Origin of the sequence: Bradyrhizobium sp. Ec3.3 (assembly GCF_000472925.1) — a bacterium.
In the GTDB taxonomy this organism is placed as follows: Bacteria; Pseudomonadota; Alphaproteobacteria; order Rhizobiales; family Xanthobacteraceae; genus Bradyrhizobium.
In genome coordinates this window covers 82460-100957 of record NZ_AXAS01000003.1, presented here as the reverse complement: position 1 = coordinate 100957, position 18498 = coordinate 82460, and the positions used below count along the sequence as shown (strand labels likewise).

Annotated in this window: 8 protein-coding genes; 5 read left to right on the top strand and 3 right to left on the bottom strand. The window is 63.7% G+C overall.

Annotated features, from left to right (window positions below; all coding sequences use genetic code 11):
• Positions 1-167: 167 nt before the first annotated feature.
• Positions 168-1289: a lysozyme inhibitor LprI family protein gene (locus YUU_RS0104975; RefSeq protein ID WP_027521385.1), complete on the bottom strand. Its 1122-nt coding sequence runs from the start codon at positions 1287-1289 to the stop codon at positions 168-170.
• 87 nt (positions 1290-1376) lie between these two features.
• Positions 1377-2129: a transglutaminase-like cysteine peptidase gene (locus tag YUU_RS0104970; protein ID WP_027521384.1), complete on the bottom strand. Its 753-nt coding sequence runs from the start codon at positions 2127-2129 to the stop codon at positions 1377-1379.
• A 624-nt stretch (positions 2130-2753) separates the two neighbouring features.
• On the opposite strand from YUU_RS0104970, the gene YUU_RS0104965 reads away from it, so the two are divergent.
• Both YUU_RS0104965 and YUU_RS0104960 read left to right on the top strand, forming a co-directional pair.
• Positions 2754-10331, top strand: a complete 7578-nt coding sequence (locus YUU_RS0104965; protein WP_035661282.1) for a FecR domain-containing protein — start codon at positions 2754-2756, stop codon at positions 10329-10331.
• A gap of 123 nt (positions 10332-10454) precedes the next feature.
• The gene (locus YUU_RS0104960; protein ID WP_027521382.1) at positions 10455-12677 is read left to right on the top strand and encodes a CHASE2 domain-containing protein; all 2223 of its coding nucleotides are present in this window, start codon (positions 10455-10457) and stop codon (positions 12675-12677) included.
• A 195-nt stretch (positions 12678-12872) separates the two neighbouring features.
• Here the strand turns inward: YUU_RS0104960 and YUU_RS0104955 are convergent, their stop codons facing one another.
• The gene (locus YUU_RS0104955; protein WP_027521381.1) at positions 12873-14468 is read right to left on the bottom strand and encodes an ABC transporter substrate-binding protein; all 1596 of its coding nucleotides are present in this window, start codon (positions 14466-14468) and stop codon (positions 12873-12875) included.
• Positions 14469-14669: 201 nt separating this feature from the next.
• Between YUU_RS0104955 and YUU_RS0104950 the strand changes: the two genes are divergently transcribed.
• The 3 genes from YUU_RS0104950 (at position 14670) to YUU_RS0104940 (ending at position 18379) form a co-directional block, all read left to right on the top strand.
• Positions 14670-16328, top strand: a complete 1659-nt coding sequence (locus tag YUU_RS0104950; protein WP_027521380.1) for an ABC transporter substrate-binding protein — start codon at positions 14670-14672, stop codon at positions 16326-16328.
• Between the two features lie 191 nt (positions 16329-16519).
• The gene (locus tag YUU_RS0104945; protein WP_027521379.1) at positions 16520-17473 is read left to right on the top strand and encodes an ABC transporter permease; all 954 of its coding nucleotides are present in this window, start codon (positions 16520-16522) and stop codon (positions 17471-17473) included.
• Between the two features lie 3 nt (positions 17474-17476).
• Complete coding sequence (locus tag YUU_RS0104940) at positions 17477-18379, top strand: ABC transporter permease (RefSeq protein WP_027521378.1); 903 nt, start codon at positions 17477-17479, stop codon at positions 18377-18379.
• The last annotated feature ends 119 nt before the right edge of the window (positions 18380-18498 follow it).

Here is an 18498-nt window from a genome sequence, read left to right as displayed (position 1 = left end):
TGAGGGATCTCTCCGCACGAGAACCTCGCTCGATTGAGTTCGTGGATAGAACCCCTCATCCGGCGCCATAGCCGATGCGAAGCATCGGCGTTCTCTTGAGAACGGCGGCCGAAGGCCGCCTATGCCACCTTCTCCCGCGAGGGGAGAAGGAAGAAGAACGGCGCGAGCTACGATCCCCCGCCGGCGATGCCGGACTCCACCGGTGCCAGTTCGTCCTCCCTGCAGCGCCAGCCGTCGGCGGCTTTCTGGAACGCGAAGGTTCGCTGGATCCTGAGCCGGCGCGTCACATTGAAGCTTTCCCGGGAGTTCTGCTTGGCGGCAGCCGGTTGCGCCTTGCCGGACCTGGGGTCCCAGCAGGTGCCGGTGCAGGTCGATGCGACCGGGCTGCACGTGGTGAAGGGCGACAGCACGACCATGTCGATGTCGGCGGTGACCTTCGCGTCCTGCTCCCCGACGTCGTTGCCGGTCGCGACCACGCGACTGATGCGGAGGAAGTCGCCGCAGGAATTGGCCGCATGGATCTTGGCGACGCAGAAGTCGGCGGCATCGGTGTCAGGCAGCCGTGCAGCGATCTGGCGGCCGAACACCCGCTTCGGATCGCCCTTGGCGCCACGGATGTCAGCCGTCTTTCGGTTCAGATATTCGGCGAGGCAGCCTTGCGCGGATGACAGCTCGGCCAGCGGCACGTTCTCCTTGCCGACGAGGTCGCATTTGCGATCGCGCTCCCTTGTCCAGCGGCCGTATTCGGCGAAGGCAAAGCGGGCTTCGCTCGGGTTCAGCTTGCCGATCAAGCCGAGGACCTGGCCGTTGAGCTCCTCCTCCGCCAGCGCCAGCTCCGGATCGCTACAGATCAGCGCGCCGGCCGCCGTGTTGGCCGCGAGGCAATCGAAATCGGGGTCGCGCACGATCGCGGCGCGCTCCTCGGTCTCCCTCAGCAGGCAGGTCTTCACGCGATCGATGTCGTCGGTGCGGACCGCGGTCTGGCCGACGATACCGCAGCTCAGGTTGCGCTGCCGGATCCACAGCGCGTTCTCCTCGATCGCCGGCAGACGATCCGGCAGTCGGGAGAGCCGCGCCTCGATCGCCGCACCGAGTTTCTCGGCCGCTGCGGCAAGCTCGCCATCGCCGCAAAACAGCTGACCTGCGGGATCGCGTTGCTGCTCGCAGTGATTTTTCGCAAACAGCGGCAGCTTGTCGGCGATCGCTGGATCCGGATTGGCCGCCTGCGCGCGCGCAGGTGACATCAGCGGCACCATCGCCGCAACCATCGCCAGCACCAACGCCCGCATTCCGCTTGTCCCCGAAGCCCGCATGATACGCCATGCTAGCTTCCCCGGCGGCGGGACGAAACGGCTTTGTGGCCGCGGCTCGCCGCGTCAGCGTGCCTCGTTGGCGGCGACCTGCGCCGTCCGGCTGCTCACCGGCACGAAAGCCGGCTCGTCGACATATTTCAGCACTGCGGACTGATAGAGCACGAACAGCGGCTGATAGGTCCGTGCCGCCTCATCCTCGACCATGGCCATGCGGCGGTTGTCGAGCATCAGCCAGTGGCCGTCGAGCCTGGCGGCCGCGACCGCATGCTCCTCGCCGACTTGCGTGTCGCGCACGAAAACGATGCGCAGATCCTCAGGTGGAATGCCGGCGAGGCGGAGCGCGGCGAGCTTGGCGATCGCATAGTCCTCGCAATCGCCGGCGCCGCGCTGGAAGGTGGCGAGCGGCGAACTCCAGACGTCGTCAGTGCCGTCACTGGCCGCCTTGATCGCGAGATTGACGGCGCGGTTGGCTTCACCGAGGCGGGCACGACCTTCGCGGCTGCGCGCCTGGTCGACGATGGCGAGCAGCTTCAATGCAGCCGGCGAGACGCAGTTGTCGCGGTCGCCGTCGCATAGCGCGAGCTGCACCATCTCGTCGTCGAGCTTGTCCTTCAGGTGAAGCCACTTGTCGCGGACGCGACCTGCGGAGATCGCGAAGGCGAACACGCCGAACGGTTCTGCGGATTTCCGCACGAGGACGGCGGACCCGGGCGACAGCAGCGTGCCGGCGCGAAGGTCGGCGGCCGATCCGAGCAGGATCAATCCGCATAGGAACAGGACTGCGCGCCAGGCGCGCGAGTGAGCAACGGTCTCCATCTGACTTCCCCTGTCCAGCATCGGCAGGACACCCCTGACCCGCACGTGCCGGCTTTGTTTCTGGTGCGGAGATAGTGGGGGGAGGCCGTTTTGTTCTGCTTAACGCGCCCCGCGGGGGGGCTCAAAACCGCGGAACAAGCTGAAACCGGTCTCTCCGGTTTACGTAAAATTTTACCGGCCAAGCCGGGGAAAGCCACAGTCTGCCGCGAAATGGAATCAATTGCGGACAGGGCTTGAGTTAGCGGCCGAATCTGCTGCTTATGACTAATGACGTGCTTATCGCGTCACTTCTGTTAGCCAGGTTACGGTTAAAACTCCGTATTTGCCGCAGTATGTTGCAGGGCACTGCAAAGGACAGATGACGTAAGTATTCGTGAGTTGATTTATACGTTGCAATACTTGCGGTTGTAGGAAATGCCGTCGATTTGGCGGGAATATACCTGTAAATGTCACAGGAATTACTTTTGCTACTCTGCTCGCCTGCAGTCTCTTGCGGGCTGTGGTATGGCCCCCGTGTCGATTCGCTCAAGCAATAGACGGTTTCGCTAAGGACTTGGTAATGATATGCAAGCATAGGCAGCAGATACTTCTTTAAATATTAACCCTTTTTGCGGTGCTCCCCCGTTGAACTACGCTGGCAAATTTGACGCCGCGCTCTCCTTGCATGGCCAGGGTTTCCACGCGCCCGCCGATGGCCATGTCGAATCGTTTTCCGTTTCGGGTCATGGAACCGTGCCGCCGGGCGCGTTCTTCGTTCCCGATCCCAATCTGCTGTTCCATGGCGACTTCAAGCGCGCAGGCGTTGATCTCGTCCTGTCCAATGACGGACACGAGTTCGTCATTCACGATTACTTCAAGGGCGAGAAGCGCGCCGCGATCGCCTCGCCCGATGGCGCCCATCTCACCGGCGACCTCGTCAATGCGCTCGCCGGCAACATCCAGTACGCGCAGGCGGCGGGTGGCGCCGCCGCCGCGCAGGTCATCGGCCATATCACCAAGCTGACCGGCAGCGCGACCGCGGTCCGCAACGGCGTCTCGATCATCCTGAACAACGGCGACAACGTCGAGAAGGGCGACGTTCTCTCGACCGGGTCGGACTCGACCCTCGGCGTCACCTTCATCGACGGCACCGTCTTCGGCCTCTCCTCCAACGCGCGGATGGTGCTGAACGAGATGGTCTATGACCCGAACGGGTCGAGCAACTCCTCACTGCTGAGCCTGGTCGCGGGCACCATCACCTTCGTCGCCGGCGAGACCGCCAAGCACGGCGACATGAAGATCGATACGCCGGTCGCCACCATGGGCATCCGCGGCACCGCCGTGCTGACGGAAATCAGCTTCTCGATTCCGTCGGGCGGCGGCGATCCGCAACCGCAGGCGAATTTCCAGGTGCTGGTCGAGCCGGACGGCACCACCGGCTCCTACATCCTGTTCGACAAGGTCACGCTGCTGCCGATCGCCACCGTCAACCAGGCGGGGCAGATGATCCAGATCAGCGGCGGCAACGTCTCGGTCACCAACGCGCTGCTGTCGCCGGACGTGCAGAAGCTGATCACGGACGTGTTCTCGCTGAAGTTCACGGACAACGGCACCAACACCAAGCTGACCAACAACTCGACCGATTCGATCACGCAGGACGCCAACCTGTTGCTGATTAAGACGGCAAGCGGTGCGACGGCGCAGGTAACTTTCGTCAACACAGTCACTAGCGGCAACAACGAACAGTCGACCAATACCTCCGACAAACCGACGACCGTCAGCCGTGTTCCCGGCGCGCCGCTCGCGAGCAGCCTCGACCTCAACGGCAACGTGAAGGCGGCGTTCGCGCTGTCTGAGCTCGACGGCAAGACCGGCGATACCAGCGATCTCGACGTGGTCGGTGGCAAGATCACCTTCTTAGACTACAACCTCGGTGACCGGCCGACCGTGAAGGTGAATTTCGACTCCTTCACCTACCATAGCGCCAATCACGACGACGTCACCGCCGGATTGTCGGACCTGCAAAAGGCCGACATTGCCGCGACCGAGGCCAAGATCACGGTCGTTCCCACCTCGGGCAACACCAACACCGGCTCGGCAAGCTGGACCTACAGCGTTTCGGACAACGCGTTCGATTTCCTCGCCGCCGGCGAAACGCTGACGCTGACCTACAAGGTCCGCGTCGACAACAATTTCGCCGGCTTCAACGAAACTGCCTTCATCGACATCACCATCACGGTGACCGGCACCAACGACACGCCGGTGATCACCTCGAGCGTTCCGACCGTCACCTTCGAGGGCGGCACCAGCGTGCCCGGCGGTCCGCTGACCTCAGAGGTGCCGACCTCGGGGACGCTGACCTTCACCGATGTCGATCTCACCGACACCCACAAGGTGTCGGTGAAACTGACCGGCGCGACCCTGCCGGACGGCAGCACCGTGCCGCCGGGACCGCTGGCGATCTTCGAAAAAGCGATGTCGGTTGCGATCGATACCGACAGCACCGGGACGGGCGCCGGCGTCATCGACTGGTCGCTCGCGGATCTGCCCGTCTACCTCGCCGACTTCATTCCCAAGGGCGAGGTCCTGACGCTGACCTACACCGTGACGGTCACGGATTCGCAGGGCGCGACCGCGACCCAGACCGTCACCGTCACCATCAAGGGCACCGACAGCCCCGCGGTGGTGTGGGTCGCGACGACCGAGGCCGGGTCCCCGCCCGGCGGCTTCTGGAAGAACGCCGCGAACTGGGAAACCGGCACCGTGCCGACGATCAATGACGACGTCATCGTCATCACCGATCAGCTGCACGGCCTGACGCCGTCCTATCCGGTCACGATCGACGAGGCGGCGTTCGCCAAATCGCTGACCATGAACGATTTCGACACGTCCGCCGGGCATACGGCGCCGCAGGTCATCAACCAGAGCACGCTGACGATCGCCGGAGCGCTCAATCTCAGCGCCGACTCGATCCTGACCAATTCCGTGGGCGCCACGATTTCCGTCGGCGGCAAAGCGGAGATCCTTGACACCAGCGTGCTGACGAATTCCGGCACGCTGACGCTCGCGGGCGGCGGCGACTTCGCCGTCGGCGCCTCTATCACCAATGCCGGCACGATCGAGCTCAGGGGCGGCACACTCAAGATGCTGGCCGAGATCCACAATGCCGGCGGCAAGCTCAAGATCGATGCCGGTGCAACGCTGGACATCAACGGCGGGACCATCGACAGCGGCAAGCTGATCATCGGCGGCGCGTTGGTGCTGGAGGGGACGAGTTTCCTGACCAATGGCAAGCTGGACAATTCCGGCGCCGTCACCGTCACGGGGACCGTCGCTTTCGACAACGAGACCGTCGACAACGACTCGACCATCGAAATCCAGGCCGGTGCGACGCTGACGCTGGACAAGGGGACCAAGGTCGCCAATTCGTCCGGCACCATCACCGTCGACGACCATGGCGTGCTGGTCCTCGATCAGGCCGAGATCACCGGCGGCACGCTGACGCTGTCCGGCACGCTTGTCTCGACCGGAATCAGTGCCATCAACAGCGCAGACATCACCAACGCCGGTACGATCGACGTCACCGGCGGGACGCTGACGATCGACCCGCTCGTGCAGCACACCATCACCAATCAGAACCTCATCGAGGCGAATGGTGGCGAGCTCGACATCACCGGCGATCTGATCATCAACGCCGGTACGCTCGAGGCGATCAACGGCGGCGTGCTCAAGCTCGGTACGGTCACGGTCACCAACACGAAGGGGACGGTGACGGTCGACGGTACCTCGAAGCTGTATCTGTCCGACGTTACGATCAACGGCGGAAGCCTCGGCAATGCCGGCAATATCTACGTCGTCACCGGCAGCAACAGCATCACGGCCGCGGTCACCAATACCGGCACGATCGAAGTGCAGGGCGGCACGCTCGATCTCGCCGGCGGCCTCAGCGGCACCGGCTCGCTCATCATCGACGACGGCGCGACGCTGGAGCTCGCCGGCGCCAACGCGCAGACGGTCACTTTTGCCGGCGGCGCCGATACGCTTCAGCTCGACAATGTCGCGGGCCAGAGTTTTACCGGCACCATCGCCGGCCAGTCCTCGTCCGGCGGCACGTTCACCATCGCGGGCGCTGGCAACGTCACCACGGCGAGCGGCGATGCGCTCGACTTCACGGCAAGCGGCGGCACGATCGGCGATGCCGCCGCCATCGTGCTCACGCCGACCGGCGCGCTGACGGGCGCAGCGGGCGGCATCTTCGTGACCCAGAACGGCGTCGGCGACATCTCGCTGGCGGCGACAAAGGACATCACGGGCCTGAACGGCAACGGCATCTGGCTGCGCGATAGCGCGACCGGAACCGGCGACATCACCGTGACCAATCTCACCGGCAAGGCGACCGGAACGGGCGCCAATTCCGTTGGCCTGCTCGTTGAAAATCTCAACACCGCCAATGCCGGCGATATCACCATCGAGCAGCGCGGCGGCGCCGCGGGCGGCGCCTACGGCATCGACGCAACGACCAAGGGTGACGGCGACATCAGCATGGAAGCGGGTGGCAACGTCACCGGAGGCTCGGTCTACGGCATCCGTGCGCGCAGCTACGGCAGCGGCAGCGAGACTGTCACCACGGATGCAGGCACCTTCATCAACTCCGGCAGCTCCGGCATCGTCGCGGTCAACCGGGCAACTTCGATCGATGCGGACAGCGACAGCACGATCACCGTCACCGCCTATGGCACGATCAATTCCGGCAGCAGCCTCAACCAGAGCGGCAATCCGCCGGCCGGCATCCAGGCTGGCTACAACGGCGCAACGACGGGCTCGGTCGCCAACACCGACGTCAACGGCTCGGTGACCATCAACAACTACGCCAATGTCACGGCCGAGGCCGGCTATGGCCTGCACGCCTACAATTACGGCAATGGCGACGTGACCGTGAACGACGAGGCCGGTACCACAGTGACCGGCGCCGTTCAGGGCATCCGGGCGCAGGCCTTGAGCGGCGGCACCGGCGATGTCGAAGTCACCGTCGGCGCCAACGCCAACGTCACGGGCACCTCAGGCTACGCCATCCTCGCCTACAGCATCGACGCCGGCGATATCGACGTGTCGCTGTCGACGGGCGACGTGCTGACGTCGGGCAGCTCGGGCATCGTGGCGGTCAACTATGCGACTGCCATCGCGAGCGGTCTGGACAGCACGATCACGGTCGAGGCGCATGGAACGATCCATTCCGGCTCCACTCTGAACAACGACGAAACCACGCCAGGCGCGATCATCGCCGGCTACAAGCCCGGCGGCAATTCCACCTTCTCCAGCCAGGTCAACGGCGACGTCACGGTCGAGAGCGACGCCACGATCACGGCGGATGCCGGCTTTGGCATCGAGGCCTTCACCTGGGGCGTCGGCGACGTCACGGTGATGACCGGTACGGCGTCGTCGATTACGGCCGCCGGCACCGCGATCGGCGCCTTCGATCACGGCGGCGGCGACGTCAGCGTCACCAATGAAGGCGACGCCACCGGCTTTGTCGGCCTGTCCGCGTTTGCCACCGGCGGCGGCGACATCACCATCGTCAATGACGGCGACCTCACCGGCACCGGCACGGTCGGCATGGTCGTCACGCAGAACAGCGACGGCGCGACCGGCTCGACCCACGTCACCAACACCGGCTCGGTCGTGGGCGCGGACGGCCATGCCGCGATCTTCGTCCAGGAGAACGCCACCGGCTCCGCGCTGATCGACAATTCCGGCACCATCGGGCCCGACGATACTGGTGCCGTGACTTCCACGACCTATGCCATCGTGGAGACCGGCGGCCACGTCACGATCAACAACACCGGCGACATCAACGGCAATATCTCGGTCGCCGGCGCGACCTTCAGCAACGAGGCCGGCGGCACCTGGACGGTGTCCGGTTCGAGCTTCTTCGGCACCCTGTCCACCCTCGGCAATGCCGGCGAGATCGATCTGCACGACGGCGCGTCGATTTCCGGTGCTGATGGTGCGGCCTTCGCCATCACCAACTCCGGCGAGATCGAGAGCTGGGGCACGACCTCCATCACCGGCGCCATCACCAACACCGGCAGCATCGAGATCGACAGCGGCACCATGACGCTGTTCGGCTCGCTGTCAGGCTCCGGCTCCGTCACCATCGACGCCAATGCGACGCTCGAGGTCAACGCCACCGTCGCGCAGACCATAACCTTCTCAGGGGACGGCGCCGAGCTCCAGATCGATACCGCGAGTTTCGGCGGTTCGATTGCGGGACTGGCCACGACCGACAAGCTGGACCTGTCGACGATCACCTTCGACGGCGGCACCACCGCGACCTATGACGCGGAGACCGGCAACCTCGTCGTCAGCGATGCCTACGACCACAGCATCACGGTGAAGCTGATCGGCGACTACAGCAACGCGCATTTCGCCGCCAGTGACGATGGCACCGGCCACACGCTGATCACGTTGAATGCCGCTGACGATGCGAATGTCGACGTGTGGACGGGGGACGTCGACCAGAGCTGGAACAATGACGGCAACTGGTCGCTGGGTCACGCCCCCACCGCGACCGAAACCGCATTGGTCGATACCGACAGCGTGGTGGATCTGGCGGTGGACGGCAACGGCACCACGATCGGCGGGCTGTCGCTCTCCGGCGTGACCAGGCTCGACATTAAGGGCACCGGCTACGACTCCGAGTACGAAAGCGTTGACAGCTTTCTGCTGGTGAACGGCACCCTCGTCAATCACGGCCATATCGACGTCGCCGATGCCTATCTTGACGCCGTCCAGCACGTCGTCAACACCGGCACCATCGTCGCCGACGAACGATATGGGATCTTGAACTTCGGCAATCTGTCCGGCAGCACCATCGACAACGCCGGCGGCACGCTGGAAGCGGACGACGGCGGGCATATCGGCCTCTTTTACACCACGATCAATGACGGCGAGATCGACCTGTTCGGAGAGGGCTCGGTCGCGTTGCTGCGCGCCTCGATCATCAACGGCACGACGCTGACCGCCGACTCCTATTCCCATTTCGAGGTGTTGGGCACCACGACCTTCAACGGCTCGGCGAGCGCCATGTCGGTCGGCGGCGACATCCATATCGACGTCTACGGCAAGCTCGTCCTCGAGGGCACCATCAACGACACCGGCTCGGTTGCCAACCACGGCGTTCTCGTTGCCGATACCGGGGCAACGACGATCCTCGGCGATCTCACCGGCTCCGGCACGGTTCAGATCATGAGCGCGAGCCTCGAGCTCGGCGGCACCTCCGATTCCGCGATCCAGTTCGTCGGCTCTGGCGTCGGCACGCTGCATCTGGACTCTACGTCGCACTTCACGGGCACGGTGACGGGCTTCAGTTACGGCGACAATATCGATCTCGCCGGCATCGACCCCAAGAACGTTTCGCTGGTCTCGACCGAAAGCGGGCTCGAGGTCCATTACGGCACCGGCGACGGCGACTACTTCACCATTACCGGCGGTTACAACGAAACCGGCTTCAGCACGAGCAGCGACGGCAGCGGCGGCACCAAGCTCCTCTGGAGCCACCAGTCGCCGGTGATCGACACCACGCACTTCACCCACGTGCACGACGAGGCGACGAATACCGACACGGTCACGGGTCTGTCGATCTCGGGGTCCTCGACGGAAACCTACACGGTGACGGCGGAGACCGAGGGCGCGAAGGAAGGCACCGGCGTGACGCCGTCCTCCATCGATGGCGTCTCGCTCGACCAGGTCAACACGGCTCTCCACAGCGTGACCTACGATCCGGGCGCCAACCCGCCCGATACCGACATGATCACCTTCAAGGTGACCGACAGCCTTGGCGCCAGCGACACCGTCAACTTCATCTTCGACGAAGGCGGCTCGGGTCCGGTCACGCTGACCGGCACCAGCGGCAAGGACGTCATCTTCGCCACCGAGTCCAGCGACACGCTGATCAGCGGCGGCGGGCAGGACCAGTTCGTGTTCGGCCCGGCGTCAACGACGGACGCCGTCCAGCACACGGTCTACGGGTTCGATACGACCCAGGATAAGATCGACCTGCGCCAGTTCGATACCATCAATTCGGTCGCCGACCTCACCATCACGCAGCAGAACGCCGATACGCTGATCACGCTGGACGATCACGAGACGATCCTGCTCAAGAACGTGGCCGCCGGCAACCTGCACGCGAGCGATTTCATCGTCACTAACCACGGCACGACGTAGCGCGAGCCTCGTTCTTCGGTCGCGGGGGCAGCAAAAAATCCCCGGATCGTCGCTTGCGGCCATGGCCATTTGCGTCCTGACGATCCAAAATCGCCTGGTCGGTTTACGGGAAGTCCAACAGGCATGAAGCGGCTCAGGATATGGCGGCGGTGGTTCGCGCGCAGGTTCGGCTATGCGCGGCTGGTCTGCCTTGCGCTGCTCGTCGGCCTCGCAGCCGTGCGCCTCGCCGACTGGAGGCCGGTCGAGGAGGTTCGCGTCCGCACCTTTGACTGGTACCAGCGCCTCGACCCCCGTGAGAAGACCCAAAAGCCCGTCGTCGTCGTCGATATCGACGATCGGACGCTGAAGGCGGTTGGCCAGTGGCCATGGCCGCGAACCAAGCTCGCCGAGCTTACCACCGATCTGACGCGGCTCGGCGCCGCGGCCATCGGCTTCGACGCGATGTTCCCCGAGCCCGATCGGCTCAATCCTGATCTTGCGGTCGAGACCTTCCGCAATCTGGACGAGGCGACACGCGAGAAGCTCAGGGCGCTGCCGAGCAACGACCAGGCGTTTGCCGAGGCGATCAAGAGTTCCCGCGTCGTGCTCGGCGAGGCCGGCCTTCCGGCCAGCAACTCGGAACTCGACGAGAAACTTCCGCAGACCGGCCTGGCGACCCTGGGTGAGGATCCGCATCCTTTTCTGTTCGAATTTCCCGGCTTGCTGCGAAATATTGCCGTTCTCGAGGCTGCCTCCGCCGGCCGCGGTTTGCTGACCATCAAGCCCGAGCGCGACGGCATCGTCCGGCGGCCGCCGATGATCACGCAGGCCCAGGGCGTGATCCTGCCATCGCTGAGCTTCGAGATGCTGCGGGTGATGTCCGGCTCCAACACGATGCTGGTCAAGGCCGATCGCGAAGGTATCCTCAGCGTCGGCGTGCCGCGCTTCTCGATCCCGACCGACAAGAACGGTCTGCTCTGGGTGCATTTCGCCCACCATGATCCCTCGATCTACGTCTCGGCGGTTGACGTGCTGGAAGGACGAGTCGCGCCGGACAGGATCGCACAGCGGTTGGTGCTGATTGGCACTTCGGCAGCGGGACTCAACGATATCAAGACGACGCCTGTCGACCCCGCTGTGCCGGGCGTCGAAATCCACGCCCAGGTGCTGGAAAGCGCGCTGACCGGCTCGATCATCTCGCAGCCGAACAACGGCCTCGCGATCGAGTTCTTCGCCGCCATGATCTTGGGCATTCTGGTGATCATGTTCGCTCCGAAGTTCGGGCCCGTCACGCTGGTCGGCGTCGGCGCGCTGTTTGCTTCGGTGTTGATCGGCTTCTCCTGGTACTATTATGTGCACTATCGTCTCTTGATCGATGCCACCTATCCTCTGTTCTCGACCACTGCGATCTATTTGACGCTGGTCTTCGCAAGCTTCGTGCGCGAGCAGCAGCAGCGCAAGCAGATCCGTGGCATGTTCGCGCAATATCTGTCGCCGGTGCTGGTCGAGCAGCTGACGCCTGAGAAACTCGTCCTTGGTGGTGAGGAGCGCGATCTGACGATCATGTTTTCCGACGTACGCGGCTTCACCACGATCTCGGAGACCTACAAGCACGATCCGCAGGGGCTGATCACGCTGATGAACCGCTTTCTGACGCCGCTCACCAACGTGATCGCCAATCGAAAGGGCTATGTCGACAAATACATGGGCGACGCCATCATGGCGTTCTGGAACGCGCCGCTCGACGATAGGGAGCATGAAATCAACGCCTGCGAGGCGGCTGTCGGCATGCTGGAGAAGATGGACGAGGTCAACAGGGAGCGCGAGCAGGAGGCCGCCGACGGCGGCCATGTCTACATCCCTCTCAACGTCGGCATCGGCATCAACACCGGCACCGGCGTGGTCGGCAACATGGGTTCCGATCTGAGAAAGAACTATACGGTGCTGGGTGACAGCGTGAACCTGGCTTCGCGCCTGGAAGGACAGACCAAGGACTACGGCTTCCCGATCATCGTCGGCTCCAAGACGGCGCTGGCAGCCAAGGACAAGTTCGCGATCCTCGAGCTCGACTTCATCATGGTGAAGGGCAAGACCGAGCCGGAGGTCATCTACGCCGTCGTCGGCCGCGAGGACGTGATGAATTCTGGCGCCTTCCAGCGCCTGCGCAACATCACCATCGAGATGCTCGCCTGCTACCGCAGCCGCGACTGGCAGGGCGCGCTGGACGCGATCGAGCGCGGCCGCAAAAGCGAAGACGCCGACACGCTGGAGAGGCTGTTCCGCCTCTACGAGGCGCGCATCAGGTATTTCCAGGCCAACCCGCCGCCGGACGACTGGAACGGCGCCTACGCGCTGCTGTCGAAGTAGCGGATGGCATGAGTGAGGATCGTAGTAGCACAATATTCATGTCGTCCTGGCGAAAGCCAGGACCCATTATCCCAGGGCGTAGCTGTGGTGCCGAGCTGTCAACCGCCAGTCTCCGCAAAACAAAGGCCGGTGGTTATGGGTCCTGGCTTTCGCCAGGACGACATCGGAGTGCATGGCGCAGCATGCGCCGCCCCCTCACTCCACCCCGATCGTCGTCAGATCCTGGAACCAGTGCTGCGCCTGCACGAACTGCTTGATCTTCGGCGATAGCGCATGCGGGTTGGTATCGTGGACGACCCAGACCAGCGCGGCATCGTCGACGATCTCTGCATGCGCCTGCGCCAATAGCTCGTCCTGCTTCGCGGTATCGAAAGTCTGCTTGGCTTCGTCGATCAGCCCATCGACCTTCGGGTTCTTGTAGCCGCCCCAGTTGACGCCGACCGGCGCGATCTGGCCCGAATGGAAGAAGCGCACGATGGCGTAGAGCGGGTCGGAGGTGACGTAGGCGATGTTGTTGGCGGTGATGCCGGAATTCATCTCGTCGGCCGCGCCCTTGCGCCAGTGGGTGTAGAGCGTCTCGAGCTCGACGACCTTGAAGTCGATGTCGATGCCGATCTCCTTGAAGCTCTGCTGCAGGAATTCGTTCATCGGCAGCGACAGCATCTGGCCGGTGCCGCCCTGCGCGATGATGAAGGTGGTCTTCAGCGGCTTGTCCTTGCTGTACCCGGCCTCCTCGACCAGCTTCTTCGCAGCAGCGAGATCGTACTTCAGTTCAAACGTCGGCTTGCCGAACCACGGGCTGGACGGATCGACCTGGCCCTTGGCAGGTTTTGCGAGACCGTTCATCAGCCCGACCACCGCGTCGCGGTCGATCGCGAGATTGAGCGCCTTGCGCAGGCGGATGTCCGTCCAGGGCGAGCCCGGCAACACGCTCAAATGATAATTCCACACATGCGGCGTGACGTTGTCGACGATCCTCATGCCGGCTGCCTTCAGCTGCGGCACGGCGTCGGGAGCGGGCGTCTCGATCAGGTCGACTTGTCCGGCGAGCAGCGCATTGGTGCGCGTCAGCGCTTCCGGCATCGGCACGAGCACGAGCTTGTCGACCTTCGGAATCCGCTTCTTGTTCCAGTAGTCCGGATTCTTGCTGAGCTCGGCGAGCTCGCGCGGCACGAGCTTCGTGAGCTTGAACGGGCCGGTGCCGGAGGGCTGGCTTGCGAACTTGTCCCAGTCCTTGCCGAGCTTCTCATACTGTGCCGGGCTCGATACCAGGAACCAGAGCATCTGGTAGGGAAAAAAGGAATCGACCGTCTTGGTGGTGATCTCGACCGTATCGTCGTCGATCTTGGCGTAGCTCGCGACGGATGGAAGCCGGGTCTTCACCTGCGCGCTCTGTCGCTTGTCGAATTGCGGCGCCTTGTCGTTGAGCACCTTGTCGAGATTCCAGATCACCGCATCGGCGTTGAAGTCGCTGCCGTCGTGAAACTTCACGCCCTTGCGCAAGGTGAAGCGCCATTTGGTCTTGTCCGTGTTGTCGACCTTCCATTCGGTGGCGAGCCCCGGCACCAGCTTGCCCGGCCGGTCGGCGACGTCCATCTCCCACGCAACGAGCGGATCGTAGATCGTGTAAGCCGTGAACTGGTAGGCGCCGGCGCCGCGATCGGGTTGGCCCGTGGTCAGCGGAATATCCGCCATCGAGATGCCGTAACGCACCAGGGTTTCGGCACGTGCCGAGATTGCGGAGAACGCCAGCGCAAGCGCGACGAGACCGGTCGAGATTCGATTGCGCATGACCAAAGCTCCCAACGAATAATTTGGAGCCGAACTTGCAATCTTGATGCCAGAATAGGCAGCGTAGCACCTTCGCCCGCACAGCATCACAAGGACTTGTCGTCACAGGGGCAATTTGCAGAATAAGTTTCCCCATTGGCACAGCCATTGCATAGGCTTGCATCAAAAATAATCATCGAAAGCCGGAAAAGGATTGAGGCGATGCTTATCGATAAAACCACCCGCGCAGCATTGATTGCGGCGCTGGCGTTCACGACCGCCGCGGCCTGGCCGCGTGCGGCCGGTGCCGAAACCGTGCTGCGCATCGGCATGACCGCTGCCGATATTCCGCGCACGCTGGGCCAGCCCGATCAGGGATTCGAAGGCAATCGCTTCACCGGCCTCACCATGTACGACGCACTGACCATGTGGGACCTCTCCTCGGCCGACAAGCCGAGCGTGCTGATCCCGGGGCTTGCGACCGAGTGGAAGGTCGACGAGACCGATCACAAGAAGTGGACTTTCAAGCTGCGCCCTGGCGTGAAATTCCATGACGGCAGCGACTTCAACGCCGATGCTGTGGTGTGGAACGTTGACAAGGTGCTGAACAAGGATGCCCTGCAATACGACCCGAGCCAGGTCGGCCTCACCGCCTCGCGTATGCCGACGCTGCTGTCCGCTCGCAAGATCGACGACCTGGCGGTGGAGCTGACCACGAAGGAGCCGGACAGCTTTATGCCGATCAATCTCTCCAATCTGTTCATGGCGAGCCCTGCGAAATGGCAGAAGCTTTATGACGCCGCCAGCGGCGCTGATGCGAAGGCGAAATCGGCCGCCGCATGGGAAGCATTTGCACGCGATGCCTCCGGCACCGGTCCGTGGAAGATGACGAGCTTTACGCCGCGCGAGCGGCTGGAGCTCGCCAGGAATGAAAACTACTGGGACAAGGCACGCGTTCCGCATGTCGACCGCATGGTGCTGTTGCCGATGCCGGAGGCGAATGCGCGCACCGCGGCGCTACTGTCGGGGCAGGTCGACTGGGTCGAGGCGCCCGCGCCCGACGCGATTGCCCAGATCAAGCAGCGCGGTTTCGTCATCTACTCCAACGAAGAGCCCCATGTCTGGCCGTGGCAGTTCTCGCGGGTCGAAGGCTCGCCCTGGAGCGACATCCGCGTCCGCAAAGCGGCCAATCTCTGTATCGACCGGGAGGGCCTGCGAGACGGCCTGCTCGGCGGATACATGGTGCCGGCGACCGGGACCTTCGAGCCCGGCCATCCCTGGCGCGGCAATCCAACCTTCCTGATCAAGTATGACAAGCCGGCCGCGCTGAAATTGATGGCAGAGGCGGGCTATGGTCCCAACAAGCACGTGGCGGTCAAGATCCAGACCTCGGCCTCGGGTTCCGGCCAGATGATGCCGCTGCCCATGAACGAATACCTCCAGCAGGCACTCGCCGAATGTTACTTCGACGTGCAATTCGACGTCATCGAGTGGAATACGCTGGTCAACAACTGGCGGCGCGGCGCCAAGGATGCTTCCGCCAACGGCTCCAACGCGGTCAATGTGACCTATGCGGCGATGGATCCGTTCTTCGCCCTGGTGCGCTTCCTGCAGTCGTCAATGGCGCCGCCCCTCTCGAACAATTGGGGCTACATCAACAACCCCAAATTCGACGAGCTGGTCACCAAGGCGCGGCAGACATTCGATCCCGCCGCACGCGACGCCGCACTCGCCGAGCTGCACGCGGCCTCCGTCGACGACGCCGCCTTTCTCTACGTCGCCCACGACGTCGCCCCGCGCGCCATGAGCCCGAAGGTGAAGGGCTTCGTGCAGCCCAAGAGCTGGTTCGTCGACTTCTCGCCGGTGTCGATGGTGCCGTAGTTCGCGCAACACGCTCGCTGCACCCTCTCCCCTTGCGGGAGAGGGTGGCTTCGCAAAGCGAAGCCGGGTGAGGGGTCTCTCTCCGCGGATGACCCTCTCGCATTTGAAACGACAGTACCCGCGGATAGAACCCCTCATCCGGCGCTTCGCGCCACCTTCTCCCACAGGGGGAGAAGGAAGGAAGAAGACCAGTGCTCGCCTATATCGCCAGACGCATCGTCTACGTCATCCCGATCGTCATCAGCGTGGCGCTGGTGTGTTTTCTGCTGGTGCACATCACGCCCGGCGATCCGCTCGTCGCCGTGCTGCCGGCCGATGCGTCACAGGAGCTTGCGGCGCAACTGCGTGCGGCCTACGGCTTCGACCGGCCGCTGCCGGTGCAGTTCGGCCTCTGGCTGCTGCGCGCGCTGCACGGCGATCTCGGTAATTCCATTGCGACGGGACGCCCCGTACTTGCTGAGGTGATGCGCGCGGTCGGCAACACCGTGACGCTTGCAATCGCGGCTGCCATCATCGGTTTCACGATGGGGATCCTGCTTGGCCTGATCGCCGGCTATTTCCGCGAGACCTGGATCGACAAGCTGGCGACATCCTTTGCCATCGCCGGCGTCTCGGTGCCGCATTACTGGCTTGGCATGCTGCTCGTCATCATCTTCTCGGTCGAACTGAACTGGCTGCCCGCGGTCGGCGCCGGCCCCGGCGGCTCCGGCGCATGGGCCTGGGACTGGGCGCATCTGCAATATCTCGTGCTGCCGGCGATCACGACATCCGTGATTCCCATGGGCATCGTCACCCGCACCGTGCGCGCGCTCACCGGCGACATTCTCAGCCAGGATTTCGTCGAGGCCCTGCGCGCAAAAGGCCTGCGCGAAACTGGTGTGTTCCGCCACGTCATCAAGAACGCCGCGCCCACTGCGCTGGCGGTAATGGGCCTCCAGCTTGGCTACATGCTCGGCGGCTCGATCCTGATCGAGACGGTGTTCTCCTGGCCGGGCTCGGGCTTCCTGCTCAACTCCGCGATCTTCCAGCGCGACCTGCCGCTGTTGCAGGGCACGATCCTGGTGCTGGCCCTGTTCTTCGTTTTCCTCAATCTGCTGGTCGACATCGCGCAAGCCGCGATCGATCCGCGCATCAAGCGGGGCTAGCCGATGAGCGAGCTCCCACTTCACGCCACCAGCGATGCCGCGCTTCAGGCCGCACCGGTGACGAAAGCGCGCGGCTACTGGGCGACAGTGGGCCGCCGCATCATGCGTGATAAGGTCAGCATGGCCTGCGCGCTGGTGCTGCTGCTGATCTTCCTCTCCGCGCTGCTCGCGCCGTGGCTCGGCCTCGAGGACCCCTACAAGGGCTCGATGATTCGCCGCCTGCGCCACATCGGCACGACGGGCTATCCGCTCGGCACCGACGAGCTCGGCCGCGACATGCTGGCGCGACTGATCTATGGCGGTCGTCTCTCCCTCGTCATCGGCATTCTGCCGGTGATCCTCGCCTTCGGCATCGGCACCTCGCTCGGCCTCGTTGCCGGCTATGTCGGCGGCAAGCTCAACACCGCGATCATGCGCACGGTTGACGTGTTCTACGCCTTCCCCTCTGTGCTGCTTGCTATCGCCATCTCCGGTGCGTTAGGGGCCGGCATCCTCAACTCCATCGTGGCGCTGACCATCGTGTTCGTGCCGCAGATCACCCGCGTCGCCGAAAGCGTCACCACCGGCGTGCGCAACATGGATTTCGTCGAGGCCGCGCGCGCCTCCGGTGCGGGGGCGTTCACCATCATGCGCGTGCATATCCTCGGCAACGTGCTGGGCGCGATCTTCGTCTATGCGACCAGCCTGATCTCGGTCTCGATGATCCTGGCCGCCGGTCTCTCCTTCCTCGGGCTCGGCACAAAGCCGCCGGAGCCGGAGTGGGGACTGATGCTGAACACGCTGCGCACCGCGATCTACGTCAATCCCTGGGTCGCAGCGTTGCCCGGCGCGATGATCTTCGCGGTCTCGATCTGCTTCAACCTGCTCTCGGACGGCCTGCGCAGCGCCATGGACATCAGGAACTAAGAGATGACGACATCGACCGACACTGGCTCCGCGGCGAAGATCACCTCTCCCAAAGGGAGAGGTCGGATCGCATCGTCAGATGCGATCTGGGTGAGGGGGTACGCTTTATCGAGGGACCT

Coding starts and splice junctions, on each gene's coding strand:
- YUU_RS0104940 (WP_027521378.1), top strand. CDS start 17,477: ATGAGCGAGCTCCCACTTCACGCCACCAGCGATGCCGCGCTTCAGGCC.
- YUU_RS0104960 (WP_027521382.1), top strand. CDS start 10,455: ATGAAGCGGCTCAGGATATGGCGGCGGTGGTTCGCGCGCAGGTTCGGC.
- YUU_RS0104950 (WP_027521380.1), top strand. CDS start 14,670: ATGCTTATCGATAAAACCACCCGCGCAGCATTGATTGCGGCGCTGGCG.
- YUU_RS0104975 (WP_027521385.1), bottom strand. CDS start 1,289: ATGCGGGCGTTGGTGCTGGCGATGGTTGCGGCGATGGTGCCGCTGATG.
- YUU_RS0104970 (WP_027521384.1), bottom strand. CDS start 2,129: ATGGAGACCGTTGCTCACTCGCGCGCCTGGCGCGCAGTCCTGTTCCTA.
- YUU_RS0104955 (WP_027521381.1), bottom strand. CDS start 14,468: ATGCGCAATCGAATCTCGACCGGTCTCGTCGCGCTTGCGCTGGCGTTC.